The organism is Subtercola endophyticus, from assembly GCF_021044565.1.
GTDB classification, from domain to species: domain Bacteria; phylum Actinomycetota; class Actinomycetes; order Actinomycetales; family Microbacteriaceae; genus Subtercola; species Subtercola endophyticus.
This window is the reverse complement of record NZ_CP087997.1, coordinates 2,840,926-2,856,503: the sequence shown is the minus strand read 5'-3', so window position 1 is coordinate 2,856,503 and position 15,578 is coordinate 2,840,926. Positions and strand designations below refer to the sequence as shown.

The 15,578-nt window shown below is 65.8% G+C and carries 11 protein-coding genes; 3 read left to right on the top strand and 8 right to left on the bottom strand.

What is annotated here, in order from left to right; genetic code table 11:
- Positions 1 to 14: 14 nt before the first annotated feature.
- The 5 genes from LQ955_RS13135 to LQ955_RS13115 form a co-directional block, all read right to left on the bottom strand.
- The gene (locus tag LQ955_RS13135) at positions 15 to 1,583 is read right to left on the bottom strand and encodes a sugar ABC transporter ATP-binding protein (RefSeq protein WP_231024963.1); all 1,569 of its coding nucleotides are present in this window, start codon (positions 1,581 to 1,583) and stop codon (positions 15 to 17) included.
- Positions 1,580 to 2,629 (bottom strand): ABC transporter permease, encoded by a 1,050-nt coding sequence (locus LQ955_RS13130; protein WP_231024962.1) that lies wholly within the window; start codon positions 2,627 to 2,629, stop codon positions 1,580 to 1,582. Before LQ955_RS13130 ends, LQ955_RS13135 begins: the two co-directional genes overlap by 4 nt.
- 145 nt (positions 2,630 to 2,774) lie before the next feature.
- Entirely contained in the window at positions 2,775 to 3,917 is a 1,143-nt protein-coding gene (locus tag LQ955_RS13125) for a sugar ABC transporter substrate-binding protein (protein ID WP_231024961.1), read from the bottom strand.
- Positions 3,918 to 4,271: 354 nt separating this feature from the next.
- On the bottom strand, positions 4,272 to 5,705 hold the full coding sequence (locus LQ955_RS13120) for a helix-turn-helix transcriptional regulator (protein ID WP_231024960.1): 1,434 nt from the start codon (positions 5,703 to 5,705) through the stop codon (positions 4,272 to 4,274).
- Positions 5,706 to 5,841: 136 nt separating this feature from the next.
- Positions 5,842 to 7,437 (bottom strand): isocitrate lyase, encoded by a 1,596-nt coding sequence (locus tag LQ955_RS13115; protein ID WP_231024959.1) that lies wholly within the window; start codon positions 7,435 to 7,437, stop codon positions 5,842 to 5,844.
- Between the two features lie 173 nt (positions 7,438 to 7,610).
- On the opposite strand from LQ955_RS13115, the gene aceB reads away from it, so the two are divergent.
- From aceB to rraA, 3 genes are read left to right on the top strand one after another with little or no spacing between them, the layout of a single operon-like run.
- Positions 7,611 to 9,239 (top strand): malate synthase A, encoded by a 1,629-nt coding sequence (aceB, locus tag LQ955_RS13110; RefSeq protein WP_231024958.1) that lies wholly within the window; start codon positions 7,611 to 7,613, stop codon positions 9,237 to 9,239.
- Positions 9,236 to 11,431 carry a malate synthase G gene (locus LQ955_RS13105; protein WP_231024957.1) on the top strand — a complete coding sequence of 732 codons (2,196 nt, stop codon included), beginning with the start codon at positions 9,236 to 9,238 and terminating at the stop codon, positions 11,429 to 11,431. Before aceB ends, LQ955_RS13105 begins: the two co-directional genes overlap by 4 nt.
- Positions 11,431 to 11,895, top strand: a complete 465-nt coding sequence (gene rraA / locus LQ955_RS13100) for a ribonuclease E activity regulator RraA (protein WP_231024956.1) — start codon at positions 11,431 to 11,433, stop codon at positions 11,893 to 11,895. Before LQ955_RS13105 ends, rraA begins: the two co-directional genes overlap by 1 nt.
- A 445-nt stretch (positions 11,896 to 12,340) precedes the next feature.
- On the opposite strand, the gene LQ955_RS13095 is transcribed toward rraA, so the two are convergent.
- The 3 genes from LQ955_RS13095 to LQ955_RS13085 form a co-directional block, all read right to left on the bottom strand.
- Positions 12,341 to 12,964: a YqaJ viral recombinase family protein gene (locus LQ955_RS13095; protein ID WP_231028142.1), complete on the bottom strand. Its 624-nt coding sequence runs from the start codon at positions 12,962 to 12,964 to the stop codon at positions 12,341 to 12,343.
- Positions 12,965 to 13,176: 212 nt separating this feature from the next.
- The gene (locus tag LQ955_RS13090) at positions 13,177 to 13,845 is read right to left on the bottom strand and encodes an ABC transporter ATP-binding protein (RefSeq protein ID WP_231028141.1); all 669 of its coding nucleotides are present in this window, start codon (positions 13,843 to 13,845) and stop codon (positions 13,177 to 13,179) included.
- Positions 13,846 to 13,949: 104 nt separating this feature from the next.
- On the bottom strand, positions 13,950 to 15,497 hold the full coding sequence (locus LQ955_RS13085; protein ID WP_231024955.1) for an FtsX-like permease family protein: 1,548 nt from the start codon (positions 15,495 to 15,497) through the stop codon (positions 13,950 to 13,952).
- Positions 15,498 to 15,578 lie beyond the last annotated feature (81 nt).

The following is a 15,578-nucleotide window of genomic DNA, read 5'->3' as shown; positions in this document are numbered from 1 at the left end:
GTTCTGTCGTGAGGTCAGGCGGCAATCGACACCTCGGAGGGGCCCGCTTCGCAAGCCTCGAGCAGTGCGTGCTCGGTCAGTGCGGGCCCGCGTTCGAGCTCGGCGATGACCTGGCCGTGGTGCAGCACGATCACGCGGTGGCAGATCGCCGCGAGCTGTTCGTGGTCGCCAGAGAAGACCACCACCGCGCTTCCCTCTGCAGCCGCAGCCATCGCGTCACCGAGCAACGCCTTCGCCGCCCCGGGGTCGACGCCCTGGGTCGGCTCGTCGAGCAGCAGCACCCCGGGGTGCAGTTGCAGCCACTTCGCGAAGACGATCTTCTGCTGGTTTCCGCCACTGAACGACGCCAGAACGTAGTCGGGCCGATTCGGCTGAACGTCGACTCGCTGCATCAGTTCGCCTGCGCGCCGCCGAACATCCGATGTGCTGATGTTGAAGAAGCGCGAGAACGTGCCGATGACGGGCAGTGTGACGTTCTCTTCTGCGGTGCCGGCGATCCAGATGCCGTCGCGCAGCCGGTTGCCGGGAACCAGCGCCACGCCGGCCTGAATAGCGGCTGTGGGTGAGCTGAAGTTCGCGGGAACGCCGTCGACGCTGACGTTGCCGCCTCGACTGCGCTCTTCGCCGCAGAGCAAGAACGGCAGTTCCTCCTGCCCCATTCCGGCGAGCCCGGTGATGCCGAGCACTTCGCCACCTCGCGCTTCGAAACTCACTTTCGAAACGCGTTCGCCGCTCAGCTCGGTGACGGCCAGCCGAGTCGGGCCCCCGCTGAAGTGCGGTGGCTCGGGAAAGAAATCATCCATTCGGCGGCCGAGCATGTGGGCCACGAGTTCAGACCGAGTGGTCTCGGCGACGGCCACATCGACGATGTCTCGCCCCGCACGCATGACGGTGGCGCGGTCACAGACCTCCATGACCTCAGAGAGTCGATGGCTCACGAAGATCACCCCGGCCCCGAGATCGGCGACCCGCCGCATCAGGGCCAGCAGACGAGCCGCTTCGGGCTTCGACAGCGCCGCCGTGGGCTCGTCGAGAATGAAGAGCTGCTCGCTGCTCTCGCCATCCATCAGGCGCATCGCCCGGGCAACGGCCAAGAGAGCACGTTCGGCGGGGCTCAGGGTCGAGACCTCGGCATCCAGGTCGAACTGCACGCCCAGTCGGTGCATGAGTTCTGCGTAGATCGCCTTCTCTTTCTTGACATTCACCGGTGCGAGCAGCCGAGTGCCGTACCGGGCATTGATGCCGAGATTCTCGAGCACCGTCATCGACTCGACGAGTCCGATGTCTTGATGGATGACCGCAATACCTCTCGTGTGCGGATCGATCGTGGGCATGACAAGCGTTTCGCCGAAGACGTCGACGTGGCCCCCGTCGGGAACCTCGACCCCCGTCAGGCACTTGATGAGCGTGCTCTTTCCGCAGCCGTTCTGGCCGAGCAGTGCGTGCACCTCGCCCGAGTTGACCGTCAGCGAGACGTCTTCGAGTGCGACCGCTCCGCCGTACGACTTAGTGAGGTTCTGAACCGAGAGGGCGATGCGAGTCGTCGGCTCGGCGACGCTCGACGGGGCAAGCGTCTCGCTCACTTGGCCTGCCCTCCACCGCGACGGTTGCCGGCGAGCTTCGCCGCGGTGACCGCCACCATGAGCGCGACGCCGTAGAACACGTTCGACACCCAGGTCTGGCCGCCGAGCAACTGCAACGCGGTGATACCGACGGTCAGCAAGTAGAGCGCCGCCACGGTGCCGAAGGCGTTGAAACGCCCGACCGCGATGGTGGTCGCGCCGAGGAAGGCGGCAGCGAACGGCTGCAGCATGTACTGACCGCCGACACTCGGGTCGACCGCGCCGAAGTAACCGATGAAGCAGATGCCGATGAACGAGGCGAGCAACCCCGAGAGAACGTAGGCGCCAGCCCGAATGCGGTTGACCGGAATACCTGAGAGCCGTGCCGCATTGCGATTTCCGCCGATGAACAGCGAGTACCGGCCCAGCGGAGTGCGCTGGTAGACGTACCAGAGCACGATGACGAGAATCCACGCGTACCAGGTGATCATCGGGATGCCGAGAATCTGTGAACGGGCGAAGTTGATGAAGCCGTCGGGAATGCCTGAGATGATGCGGCTATTGGTGATCAGATACGACAGGCCGGCAAGCGCGGTGAACGATCCCAGGGTGGCAATGAACGAGTCGACCCCGACCCGCACCACGAGCAAGGCGTTCACCAGCCCGACCACGACGCCGAGGGCCAAGCCAGAGGCAATTGCGACGGGAATCGGCACACCCAGCTTGCACAGCTGCGCGACGATCGCGCCAGTGGCCACCATGGTCTGAGCGATCGAGAGATCAAAATCGCCGAGCCGCAGTATCACTGTCGCCGTGAGGCCGAGCAGCAGCACCAGCGACTGGGCGTTGATCATCGTGGTGAACAGCGAGGCCGTTCGAAACTGCGGAAAGATGATGATGCAGGCGATGACGAGCACAATGAGTCCGCCGACGAGAGCCCAGCGTTCGGTGAAGGCTGCGGCAGAGAACCGCGACTTCGTGGCCGACGTGAAATCGTGGGTGAGTGGTGTTTGCGGGCTTGGCGCCGAGGTAGACGTGGCGGGTGGAGTCGAAGTCGAGGTGCTCATACTGGCTGCTCATTTCTCACACAATCGAAAGGGGGAGTTCGGCTGTGCGGCGACGATGTAGTGAAACGGATGCTAGGTGGAGGTGGGCCGGGATGCTCGAGCTTGAGCATCCCGGCCACGGGGGGTGCCGACCGTGGGTAGGCGGCTACTTGCCCCAGGCGGTGGTGAACGCCGACTCGTAGCCGGTGTAGTTCGGGAACAGGGTGGCAGCCGTGCCGTCACCGATGTTCGAGGGGTCGATGAGCCGGGTCGGAATCACGTAGTTCTGTGAGGCCGCGCCCGTCATCTTGCGTGCGACGTCATCGAATGCCGCCCAGCCGATCCAGGCGGTCGGTGGCATCGCTACGGTCATCGTCTGGGTGCCGGCGACAATCGCATCGAGGTTGACCTGCAGGCCGTCGCGGCTCATGATCTTGGCTTTCGAATTCGCTGCGGCGAGCACCGGAGAGACGAACGGTACCGCGCTGTCCCACACCGGGTAGACATAGTCGACGTTCTGGTCTTTCTGAAGTGCCGTGCCCAGCTGGCTGCCGATGTCGGTCGACACGTTGGCAATGTCGACGTTCAGGCCGGTCAGCTTGCAGTCGGTTGCACAGTACTTCGTGAACACCGACTGCGCGCCGTCGAACATCTTCTGCCAGACCGCGACCGAACTCGAGTACAGCGACACCATGTCGGCCTTGCAGCCCGAGTCGATCAGTGCCCACTTGGCCTCGGTCTCACCGTCTTTTGTGAAGTCGGAGGTCAGGTTGTCGTACATGCCGGTCGGTACCGCGTCGGAGGGGTCACCGTTGAGGTTGTTCTGAACCGGGATTCCCGCGGCTGCCGCATCGGCGAGTGAGGCGCTCACGACTGACGGGTCGATGCCCACCAGAATGATTCCTCCGGCGCCCTGGGCGACAGCCTGTTCGATGCCCTCGTTGAAGCGGTTGGCCTGGCCTTGGCCGTCATAGGTGGTGAGCTTCACGCCGGCGGCATCCGCAGCGGCCTGCACGCCGGTGGCCATGTCGGTCGAGAATTGGTTCATGGTGACCGTGATGAACCACACGGTCTTGCCCGAGAGGGCGCTGAGGTCAAGAGGTGCGGTGGGCGCGACCAGCGCCGTGTCGGCCGAGGCGGCGGTGACATCTGCCTTCACGGCCGCGACGCAGGCCGTCTGCGCGGCTGTGAGATCGGCTGTCGAGGTGCTTGCGGCCGAGGTGCCGCCGGTTGCCGGCGTACACGCCGCCAGAACGAGCGTCACGCCGGCGGCCAGCGCAAGGCCCGCGGCGAGTTTCGGAAGTTTCATGCGGACTCCAAGAGGTCGAAGAGATCGGGTGCTAGGGATGACCTCAGTGAAGCTGCCGCCGGTTTCCTCGCCGTATCCTGCCAATTAAGCGCCTATTACGCAGGTCGCCTCATGTTTCGGGCTGCGCATGAAAAGTAAATGCCTGATCAGAGGGGGGTCGTTGCCGCCGAAAAACGCGAGAAAGTGAGAAACGGCGAATAACGCAGGTCTCTGGCTCGAATGGAGCCTCCATTTCTGCCCGTCGTCGGCGAGTCGACGACGCCCCACGCGCCCGGCGCGCACTTTGCCGCCGAGGCTCGCGACGTCGGTCGGCGAGGCCAGAAACCGCTAGGTGACCTCAGGGTTCGCCGTGGTTCAAGACTCGGACGGCGCGTGCCGCTCGAGAAACTCGAACACCTCGGTGTTGTCGACCCCGGCGAAGCTGCCGGTCGGCAGCGCCGCCAGCAGCGACGAGTTCAGCTTGGCACTCGGCCAGGCGTGGCTCTGCCACTTGCGCGACAGCGTTGTCGGCGGCTTGCGGCAGCACGACTCATCGGGGCAGGTCGACGTGAACCGGGTCGTGGTGTCGCGCCCGCGAAACCAGCGCGCCTCGGCGAAGGCGGTACCCACGCTGATCGAGAAGTGCCCGCGAGAAGACGACTGGATGCGCGAGGTGCACCAGTACGTACCCGTCGGCTTGTCCGTGTACTGGTGGTACGGGCTGAAGCGGTCTTCGGCGTCGAACACCTGCCGGGCACTCCAGTAGCGGCACACTGTCATGCCCTCGACGCTGCCCAGGGCATCCGTCGGCAGAGCGACGTCGTCGTTCTCGTAAGCCTTCACGACCGAGCCCGATTCGTGCACCTTCAAGAAATGCACCGGAATGCCCAGGTGCTGCGTCGCCAGGTTGGTGAACCGATGGGCGGCGGTCTCGTAGGTCGTGCCGAACGCGTCACGAAGGTCTTCGACGCTCAGTTCACGCTGCGCCTTCGCGGCGGTCAAGAATTCCACCGCGGTGTGTTCGGGGATGAGCAGCGCACCCGCGAGATAGTTCGTCTCCACCCGCTGCCTCAAGAACTCGGCGTAGTCGGTGGGGGTGTCGTGGCCGAGCACGTGGCTGGAGAGGGCCTGCAGAAGCACGGTGCGGGGGTCGGCGTCGGGGTTCTGCCCACGCGGCACATAGATGCGCCCGTTCGCGAGGTCGGTGATCGACCGCGTCGACCCCGGCAGATCTGCCACGTAGTGCAGGCTGAAGCCGAGGTGCGAAGCCAGATCGGAGGCGACGCGCTGCGAGAGCGGCCCGCCGCGATGCCCCACGGCGGCGAGCAGGTCTTTGGCGGTGCTCTCGAGTTCGGCGAAGTAGTTGCCGCGTCTGCGCATCTGGGCGCGCAGCACCGTGTTCGCCCGCCTGGCCTCTTCGGGGGTCGCGATGCGTTCGCCGTGCATCCGTTCGAGCTCAGCGTGCAGCCCGAGAATCGTCTTGATCGCCTCGTCGCTGAGGGTCTTGCGGGGCGGCACGGCGGGCAGGCCGAGCGAGGAGTAGAGCTGGCCTTGCTGGATGCGCGTGAGCGCGATCTCGAGTGCGACCCGTTCGCTCGGAGCCTCTTCGCTGAGCAGTTGCTCGACGGTCACGTTGAGAGCGTCGGCGAAGCGCTGCATCTCGCCGAGCTTCAGTTCGCGCTTGCCGTTCTCGACCACGGAGACCTGCGAGGCGGCGCGGCCGATCGCCGAGCCGAGGGCGTCGAGGGTGAGGCCGCGGTCTGAGCGCAGCTGGCGAATCCGTCTTCCGACGGTGAGCGAATCGGGCATGTAGCAATCGTGTCGTCTCGCCGCGTGTTGCCGGCCGAGTTCGTTCGAACGACATCGGCGCTTTTTGCGATAAACAGAAGAAACCCGCTTTTTAACAACGAGAGCCCCCGCTCGGCGAGGGCTCTCGTTGTTGTTGTCAGCTGAACTGGTTCATGGTGTTGTGCTGCCCACCGGCCTTGAGGGCGGCGTCGCCGGCGAAGTACTCCTTGTGGTTGTCGCCGATGTCGCTGCCCGACATGTTCTGGTGCTTCACCGTCGCGATGCCCTCGCGGATCTCGCGGCGCTGCACACCCTTCACGTACGCGAGCATGCCCTCGTCGCCGAAGTAGCCTTTGGCGAGGTCGTCGGTCGACAATGCTGCCGTGTGGTAGGTCGGCAGTGTGATCAGGTGGTGGAAGATACCGGCGCGAGCGGATCCATCACTCTGGAACGTGCGGATCATCTCGTCAGCCAGCTGCGCGAGCTCGGTGTCGTCGTAGTCGACACTCATCAGCTCGGCGCGGGTGTAGACCGTGACATCCACCCCCTGCTTCTCGAGCGCGTCGTACGCCTGCTGGCGGAAGTTCAGGGTCCAGTTGAACGAGGGGCTGTTGTTGTAGACCAGCTTCGCGTTGGGAATGACCTCGCGGATGCGATCGACCATGCCGGCGATCTGCTCGACGTTCGGCTTCTCGGTCTCGATCCACAGCAGGTCCGCGCCGTTCTGCAACGAGGTGATGCAGTCGAGCACGACCCGGTCTTCGCCCGTGCCGGCACGGAACTGGTACAGGTTGCTGGGCAGGCGCTTCGGCCGCAGCAGGTTGCCTTCGCGACGGATGATCACGTCGCCGTTGTTCAGACCGGCCTCGGTGACGTTGTCAACGTCGAGGAACGAGTTGTACTGGTCGCCCAGATCGCCAGGCTCATTGGAGACGGCGAGCTTCTGGGTCAGACCGGCGCCGAGCGAGTCGGTGCGGGCGACGATGATGCCATTGTCGATACCGAGTTCGAGGAAGGCATACCGCACCGCGTTGATCTTGGCGAGAAAGTCTTCGTGCGGCACGGTGACCTTGCCGTCTTGATGACCGCACTGCTTCTCGTCAGAGACCTGGTTCTCGATCTGGATGGCACAGGCGCCGGCTTCGATCATCTTCTTGGCGAGAAGGTAGGTCGCCTCGGGGTTGCCGAAGCCGGCATCGATGTCGGCGATGATCGGCACTACGTGGGTCTCGTAGTTGGTGATCTGCGACTGGATGAAGTCGACGGCGGTCTCGTCACCGGCGGCGCGGGCCGAGTCGAGCTGCGTGAACAGCAGATCGAGCTCACGAACATCGGCTTGCCGAAGGAACGTGTACAGCTCCGCAACGAGCGCCGGTACCGCGGTCTTCTCGTGCATGGACTGGTCGGGCAGCGGACCGAACTCGGAGCGAAGCGCTGCGACCATCCATCCCGACAGGTAGAGGTAGCGCTTGTTCGTGGTTTTGAGGTGCTTCTTGATCGAGATCAGCTTCTGCTGCCCGATGAAGCCGTGCCAGACACCGAGCGACTGGGTGTAGACCGAAGAGTCCGCGTCGTACTCCTCCATATCGCGGCGCATGATGTCGGCCGTGTACTGCGCGATCTCGAGGCCTGTCTTGAAGCGGTTCTGCGTTCGCATACGTGCGACGTACTCCGGGTTGATCGCGTCCCACGATGCCCCGGCTTTTTGCTTCAGGGCCTGGATGGCATCGATGTCGTCTGTGTACTCAGTCATGTCGTTTCCTTTTCGAGCGGCGGGGGTCTTCACACCACTCTGCGGGGGCGATTCGACCTCGAACCGTGATCCGTGACCAGAAGTTTCTGCAGAACTCTGAGAAGTAGAAGAACTGGTGTTTTTCTGCCGCATTACCGAGGTCGAGGGTCTCGTGCTGACTCGATAGTTGAACCATGACCGCAAACACACGCATTGAGATCCGTGGAGCCGACGAGTTCCGTTTCGACGAGATTCTGACCCCGGATGCCCTCGCCTTCGTCGCTCGGCTGCACGACCAGTTCGCGCACCGCCGTCAGGAGCGCCTGCACGACCGCATGGCCCGGCGCATCGCCGTGGAGAACGGGCGCGACTTCCGCTTTCTGCCGGAGACCGCATCCATTCGTCGCGACGACCAGTGGAAGGTAGCCGGTGCCGGCCCCGGGCTCGAAGACCGCCGTGTGGAGATCACCGGACCCGTCGATCGCGAAAGCGCGGTGCAGGCGCTGAACTCGGGCGCGAAGGCCTGGGGCGCCGACCTCGAAGACGCCACCAGCCCGACCTGGAGCAACATCATCGGCGGTCAACTGACCCTCTTCGACGCGGTGCGCCGCGAACTCGACTACGTCGACGACGACGGTGAGACCCATCGGCTGCACAGCGGCGAACTTCCGACCATCGTGATGCGGCCGCGCGGCTGGCACCTGGTGGAGAAGCACCTCAAGTTCACCGACCGCGCGGGGCAGCGTCAAGCGGCCTCGGCTTCGCTGGTGGACTTCGGGCTCTACGTGTTCCACAACGCGCAGAAGCTGATCGATTCGGGCAAGGGGCCGTACTTCTACCTGCCGAAGCTCGAAGACCACCTCGAGGCGCGGTTGTGGGACGACATCTTCACCTTCACCGAGAACGCTCTGGGACTTCAGCACGGAACGATTCGGGCCACGGTTCTCATCGAAACCATCTCGGCCGCCTTCGAGATGGAAGAGATTCTGTACGAGCTGCGCGACCACTGCGCCGGGCTCAACGCCGGTCGCTGGGACTACCTGTTCAGCTTCATCAAGTCGTACCGGGAACGCGGCCGTCAGTTCGTCTTCCCCGACCGCACGCGGGTCACGATGACGGTGCCGTTCATGCGCAGCTACACCGAGCTGCTCGTCGCCACCTGCCACAAGCGCGGCGCATATGCCATCGGAGGCATGAGCGCGTTCATCCCCGACGCCGGCAAGCCGGAACTCACTCAGGAGTCGCTCGCTCGCATCTCGGAAGACAAGCGACGCGAGGTGCGCGACGGGTTCGATGGAACCTGGGTCGCAAATCCGGCCCTGATTCTCACGGCTCGCGCCGAGTTCGATCACGAGCTGGGCACGCGCCCGAACCAGATCGACCTTCTGCGTTCCGATGTGAATGTCACGGCAGAGCAGCTGCTCGATGTGCGCTCTCTCGACAAGACGGTGACCGACGCCGGCGTACGCTCGAACGTCTCCGTCGCGCTTCGGTACATCGAGAGCTGGCTGCGTGGTGTCGGTGCCGTTGAGCTGGAGAACATCGTCGCCGACGCGTCGGCCGCCGAGATCTCCCGCGCCCAGCTGTGGCAGTGGATCCACTACGCCGTGGTCACAGAAGAGGGCACCCGCCTGACGGTGTCGTCGGTGAACGCCGAACTCGAGGCGCAGGTGAGTGCCGCCGAGCGCTTCGACGGTGACCAGTTCGACCGCGCCGCCGACATCGTGCGGTTGGTTGCGCTCGAAGACGACTTCCCGACGTACCTCACCATTCCGGCCTACGCGCACTATCTGGTCGACGAATTGGTTGCGGTGGCCGCATGAACGACCGGATCACTGCGGCCGGGTTGTCGATCGACCGGCCGCTGTACGACTTCGCCAGCGAGGCGCTGCCTGAAACGGGCCTCGAGGCCGACGCCTTCTGGGCCGGTGTTTCGGCTCTGCTGGCTGATCTCGCGCCGCGGAATGCCGAGCTGCTGGGCATCCGTGACGACCTGCAGGGACGCATCGACGCGTACCATCGTGCGGCGCCCGGGCCGGTGGATGCCGAGCGGTACCTCGCGTTTCTGCACGAGATCGGCTACCTGACCGGGACGGCCGACGGCGCCGAGGGGTCACCAGCAGTCGGCTACGTCACGACCGAGGGTGTCGACGACGAGATCCGGCTGCAGGCGGGCCCGCAGCTCGTGGTGCCGTTGCTGAACCGCCGGTTCGCCGCCAACGCGGTCAACGCCCGGTGGGGTTCGCTCTACGACGCGCTGTACGGCACCGACGCCATCGACCGCACGGGGGAGCTGGCTGTCGGTACGGGCTACAACGCGACGCGCGGCTCTGCCGTGGTCGCCGAGGCGCGGCGTTTTCTCGATCAGGCGATTCCGTTGGCGAGCGGCAGTCACGCCGATGCGCTCGGGTACTCGGTTGAGGAGGGGGAGCTGGTGGTCGTCACTCCGGCCGGGTCGACAGGGCTCGGCGACGCGGGTGCATTTTTGGGCTATCGGGGAGACCCGGCAATGCCTATTGCCCTGGTGTTCGTGCACCATGGGCTGCATCTGGAGGTGCTGGTCGACCGCGAGCATCCCATCGGCCAGACCGACCCCGCGGGCGTCTTCGACGTGCTGCTCGAGTCGGCGGTCACCACGATCATGGACCTCGAAGACTCGGTCGCGGCGGTCGACGCCGCGGACAAAGTGATCGGCTACCGCAACTGGCGGGAGCTGAACGCGGGCACGCTGTCAGAAGAGGTGAGCAAGGGCGGCCGTACGTTTGTGCGTGGCATGAACCCCGACCGTGAGTACACGACACCGGATGGTCGTACCGAAACCCTGCGCGGCCGGTCGCTGTTGTTCATCCGCAACGTCGGGCACCTCATGACGACAGACGCGATTCTCGACCCGGCGGGCAACGAGATTCCGGAGGGAATTCTCGATGCGATCATGACCGCGCTCGGTTCGGTCGGCGACATTCGTGGCGAGAGCCTGCTGCCGAACTCGCTGACCGGGTCGATGTACATCGTGAAGCCCAAGATGCACGGGCCCGACGAGGTCGCGTTCGCGGTTGAGCTGTTCGCACGGGTCGAGCAGCTGCTGGGGCTGCCTGAGCGATCGATCAAGCTCGGCATCATGGACGAAGAACGTCGAACCTCGGTGAACCTCGATGCGTGCATCCGGGTCGCCGCCGACCGTGTCGTGTTCATCAACACGGGTTTTCTCGACCGCACCGGTGACGAGATCCACACGTCGATGCTCGCGGGGCCGTTCGTTCGCAAGGCCGAAATGAAGGCGCAGCCGTGGATCGCGGCGTACGAGGCGTCGAACGTCGACATCGGCATTGCCGCGGGACTGCCGGGCCGGGCGCAGATCGGCAAGGGCATGTGGGCGATGCCCGACCTGATGGCCGACATGCTCGAGCAGAAGGTGCAGCATCCGTTGCAAGGGGCGACCACGGCGTGGGTGCCGTCGCCGACCGCTGCGACACTGCACGCGCTGCACTACCACCGGGTCGACGTGCCCGCCGTGCAACGTGAGCTCGCTTCGCGCACGGCTGCCGAGGTCACCGAGATTCTGCGCATCCCCCTGGCGACCCGCTCGTACCCGCCCGAAGAGGTACAGGCCGAGCTCGACAACAACGTGCAAGGCATTCTGGGGTACGTGGTGCGCTGGGTCGATGCGGGCATCGGATGCTCGAAAGTGCCCGACATCCACGACGTCGCCCTCATGGAAGACCGTGCCACATGCCGCATCTCGTCGCAGCACGTCGCGAACTGGCTGCTGCACGGGCTCATCACGGCCCCGCAGGTCGAGGAGTCGTTGCGGCGCATGGCCGCGATCGTCGATTCGCAGAACTCTGGCGACGCGCTGTACTCACCGATGGCGCCCGACTTCGACGGACTGGCGTTTCGTGCGGCTCGTGATCTCATCTTCGAGGGCACGGTTCAGCCGAGCGGCTACACCGAGCCTCTTCTGCACCGTTACCGCCGCGAAGCGAAGGCTCTCGGCAGCCCCGTGGAGGTGGGGTAGTGCTGGCGACGGCCGACCTCTACGACGAGCGCGGCGAGGAGCTGCAGTCCGTCTCGCTTCAGCTGCAGAATCTGGGCGGTCACTCCCGGTTCTCCGGCTCTGTGCGCACCATCCGCTGTCTCGAAGACAACGGTCTGGTCAAGCAGATGCTGGGCACCCCGGGCCACGGTGACGTCTTAGTCGTCGACGGCGGATGCTCGCTCCGATCGGCGCTCATGGGCGACCTGATCGCGGCCAGCGCCGTCGCCAACGACTGGTCGGGTGTCGTGATTTTCGGCGCGATCCGCGACCGCGCGGCGATCGGCGGCCTCGAGCTCGGCCTCAAGGCGCTCGGCAGTAATCCCCGTAAGAGCTCGAAGTCGGGTGCGGGCGACGTCGACGAGACTCTGCTGATCGACGGCGTCACCTTCCGCCCCGGCGCGCTCATCTTCTGCGACGAAGACGGCATCCTCGTGGAGCGCTGACGCTAGCGCGCTGTCGCCCCGTAGCCTCGCCGAAAGCGACACCTCCGGACGAGAGCGACCGCCGCGCCGGTCGCTCTCGTCCGCATCAGTCGCTCTCGCGCGGGCACTGCGGTCAGCGGCGGCGCACAAGCGGGGTCGAGAGAACGCGGCGACCGCGCTCGTCGCGTTCTCTGTTGGTAGCGGCCGCAACGGAGGAACGAGCATCCAGTCGCACTGTGCGCCGCCCCCACCGGGCCTCTCCACCCGCCGCGAGCGGCGCGCGGAGCCTCTGGCCGGCGTGGGCCCAGCGGCGGCGGCGCGCCAATAAACTCAGCGGGGGCGCACCAACGGGGTCGAGAGAACGCGGCGACCGCGCTCGTCGCGTTCTCTGTTGGTAGCGGCCGATACGGAGGAATGAGCATCCAGTCGCACGAGTGCGCCGCAGAGGCGGCGGCGCACCAACAAATCAGCGTCGGCGCATTAAATCCAGCAGCTGGTCGGCCAGGTGCACGAGCTGGGCGATCTCGTTGTCGTCGCGGTCGACCCAGCGGCATTCGGGCTCGCGGGCGACGGGAACGAATTCGCTGTGCTGCTCCCACACCACGAGCGTGCGTTCGGCGCCGAGCACGTATTGCTGCCACCACACCTGCCGCAGGTAGTGGCGGGGGATCGAACGCCACGCCTTGTTCGTGGTCTTGATCTCGGCGAGCTCGGTCTCGCCCGTGGCGGAGTTCACCGCGATTCCGTCGGGCGTCGCGAGGTGCAGCGGGCGCCCGTGAGCGTGAAACAGCGTGGTGCTCGGCGCGATGTTGTGTTCGCGCAGCACCCACGCTGCGATCTCGGGCTCGCGGATCTTGCCGTGATCGGTGTACGCGTTGCCGCCGAAGTTGTTGCCGTTGAGCTTGTCGTACGCGGTGTTCTCCACCGACTTGCGCGTCGTGAGCCGGGCCGCATCCGTTGCCGTCACGCCTCGACTGCGGGCGCGGATCCACGCCACCCGGTCGTTCGAATCGGCCACGACGCGTTTCAGATACGCCGGCGGCTGCGGGGCGGCGGCCTGTTGCTCTTCTTCCCACGGGAAGGTCAGCATCAGGGCGGTCGTCGTCACCCCTCCATTGTCTCTCGCTTCACCGACACCGGGTGAACCGACGCGGCCGCCGTGCCCCGACTCCCGTCTCGCGCGTCGATTTCTGCCACAATCGTGGCGGCACAGTGCACATTTTCGACGCGCGAGATCGTGCGCGCCCGAGATCGTGCGCGCCCGAGACCGTGCGCGCGCGAGACCGACGGGGTTCGAGCGCCTCAGGCCTCTTTGACCTTGCCCGCCTTGATGTGCAGCCGGCGCTCGGCCCGGCGCGCCACGGCCGAGTCGTGCGTCACGATGACGAGGGTGAGGCCCTGCTCACGCCAGAAGCCCTCGAGCAGGTCCATGATCTCGTCGCGGGTGCCCTCGTCGAGGGCTCCGGTGGGTTCGTCGGCGAGCAGAACATCCGGCGACTTCACCAGCGCGCGGGCGATCGCGACGCGCTGCTGCTGGCCGCCCGAAAGCTCGGCGGGCAGATGCGTGTACCGGTCGGCGAGACCCACCGACTCGAGAGCGGCCTGCGAGCGGTCGCGCCGTTCTGAACCCGAGACGTGCAGCGGAGCCAGCGCGGTCTCGACGTTCTCGAGCGCGGTCAGCGTCGGAATCAGGTTGAAGCTCTGAAACACGAAGCCGATCTCTTTCGCGCGGATCTCGGCCAGCTTGTGGTCGCCCAGCTTCGACAGCAGGGAGCTGCCGAGCGACACCTCGCCGCTCGTCGGCCGGTCGAGCGCGCCGAGCATCTGCAGCAGTGTCGACTTGCCACCACCCGTCGGCCCCTGAATGGCGACCATCTGGCCGTTCGGGATGCTCAGGGTCACGTTGTCGAGCGCGGTGACCTTTCGCTTGGTGGCGTTGTAGGTCTTGGTGACGTTCACGAGTTCGTACACGTTGGTGGCTCCTTGGCCGGGGGTGGGGGAGTTCAGGGTCGCTTGCTCTTGAGACATCAGTCGAGTGCTTTCGTGTGAGGTTCGCTGGGCATCCGGATGCTCGCCTAACCCACCGACCGCAAGGCCTCGGCCGGGCGCAACCGGGCCGCTCGCCAGCCGCCGATCGCACCCGCGAGCAGGCCGCCCAGAACAGCGAGACCGACGGCAATCAATACGACCTCGATTGTGAACGGAGCGTGCAGTGCAATGTTCGTGGTCGCCTGAGCCGCAGCGCCGAATCCGCCGCCGCCGGCCCCGGGCTGGCCGAACCCGCCGCCCTCACCGCCACCGCCGGTGACCGTGCCACCGGCGGCACCCGCAGCACGCCGCGCGAATGCGCCCGCGCCGGTACCGGTCGTGGATGCCGAACCGCTCAGCGTCGGAGAGATGACGTTGATCACGATGATGCCGATCACTCCGATGACGATGCCGAGCACACCGCCGATGAGCCCCTGCACGATGGACTCACCCGCCACCTGGCCCACGATGCGGTTGTTGCTCCAGCCGATGGCCTTGAGCGTGCCGAACTCGCGGGTTCGCCGGGTCACGCCTGAGATCGTGAACAAGATGGCGATGAGGAAGGCCGCGGCGAGCACGAGAATCGAGAGCCACAGCCCCAGGTTCGCGACGAGCGACGACGCGGTCGAGAGCGACCCCGAGACGGTGTTCGCGAGGTCGGCCTGGGTGTCGACCGTCGCGGCCGGCAGCGCTGTCTTGAGGCTGGCGGCCAGTTGGTCGACCTGGCTCGACGACGCGGCCGTCACGTACATGTTGCTCAGCATTCCCGCGTTGCTCGAGAGGGTCTGCGCCACATCGAGAGGAATGTACACATTCGAGGCCGTCGCAGAGTCGGTGCTGGTGGAGTCGACCGTTCCGACGATGGTGAAGGTGGTGCCCGCGATAGCGATGGTGCCGCCGGTGGCGAGCGACGCGCTCGTGGCGTAGCTCGAGTCGAGCACGGCGTTGTCGGTTCCCTTGTCGGCCGCGGTCAGCAGGCGGCCCGTCGCGAGCGATACCGCAGAGAGCGGTCCGACCGAGTCACCTGCCGGGTCGATGCCGAGCACGGTGAAACGATCGAGGTTGAAGGCGCTGCCACCGGCGCCGTCGGCGCCACCCGTCGGTGCTCCACCGCCGGTGCCGCCCTGGCGGTTGCCGGTGCCGCCCGTGCCGCCCGCCGCCTGGCCCGGAATCTGGCCGCTGAACGTGGTGTTCTCGAGCGACAGGGTTCCGGTTGCCGCGGCGACGCCGCTCGTCGCCTTGACGGTGGCGAGCTGCGAGTCGGCGAACACCGTCTGGGTGCGCGTCGCGGTCAGGCGCGACTGGCTCAGGTTCGTGGTGCCGCCAGAGGTCGCGCCCTGGCCGGCGCCGAAGTTGAATCCTTGCCCGCCTCCGCCCGCTGCGCCTGCCGTCGGGGGAGTCGCCGCCTGGCTGATGGTGATGTCGGTTCCCACGCCGTACACCGACTGCAGAACCGACGCCTGGGCGTTCTGAACGCCCGCCGAGAAGGAGTTCACGAGAATGACGAGACCGATCGCCAGGCCCATGCCGATGGCGATGATGATCGTCTGCCTGCGGCGGTTGATCAGCTCTCGCCGCAAATACGTTCCGAACACGGGTGCTCCTTGTGATGCAGATAAAGGGGTGCGAACGGAGAAAACCTAGGGAGAGCGCTTATCTAAGCGCAAAGAAAACCC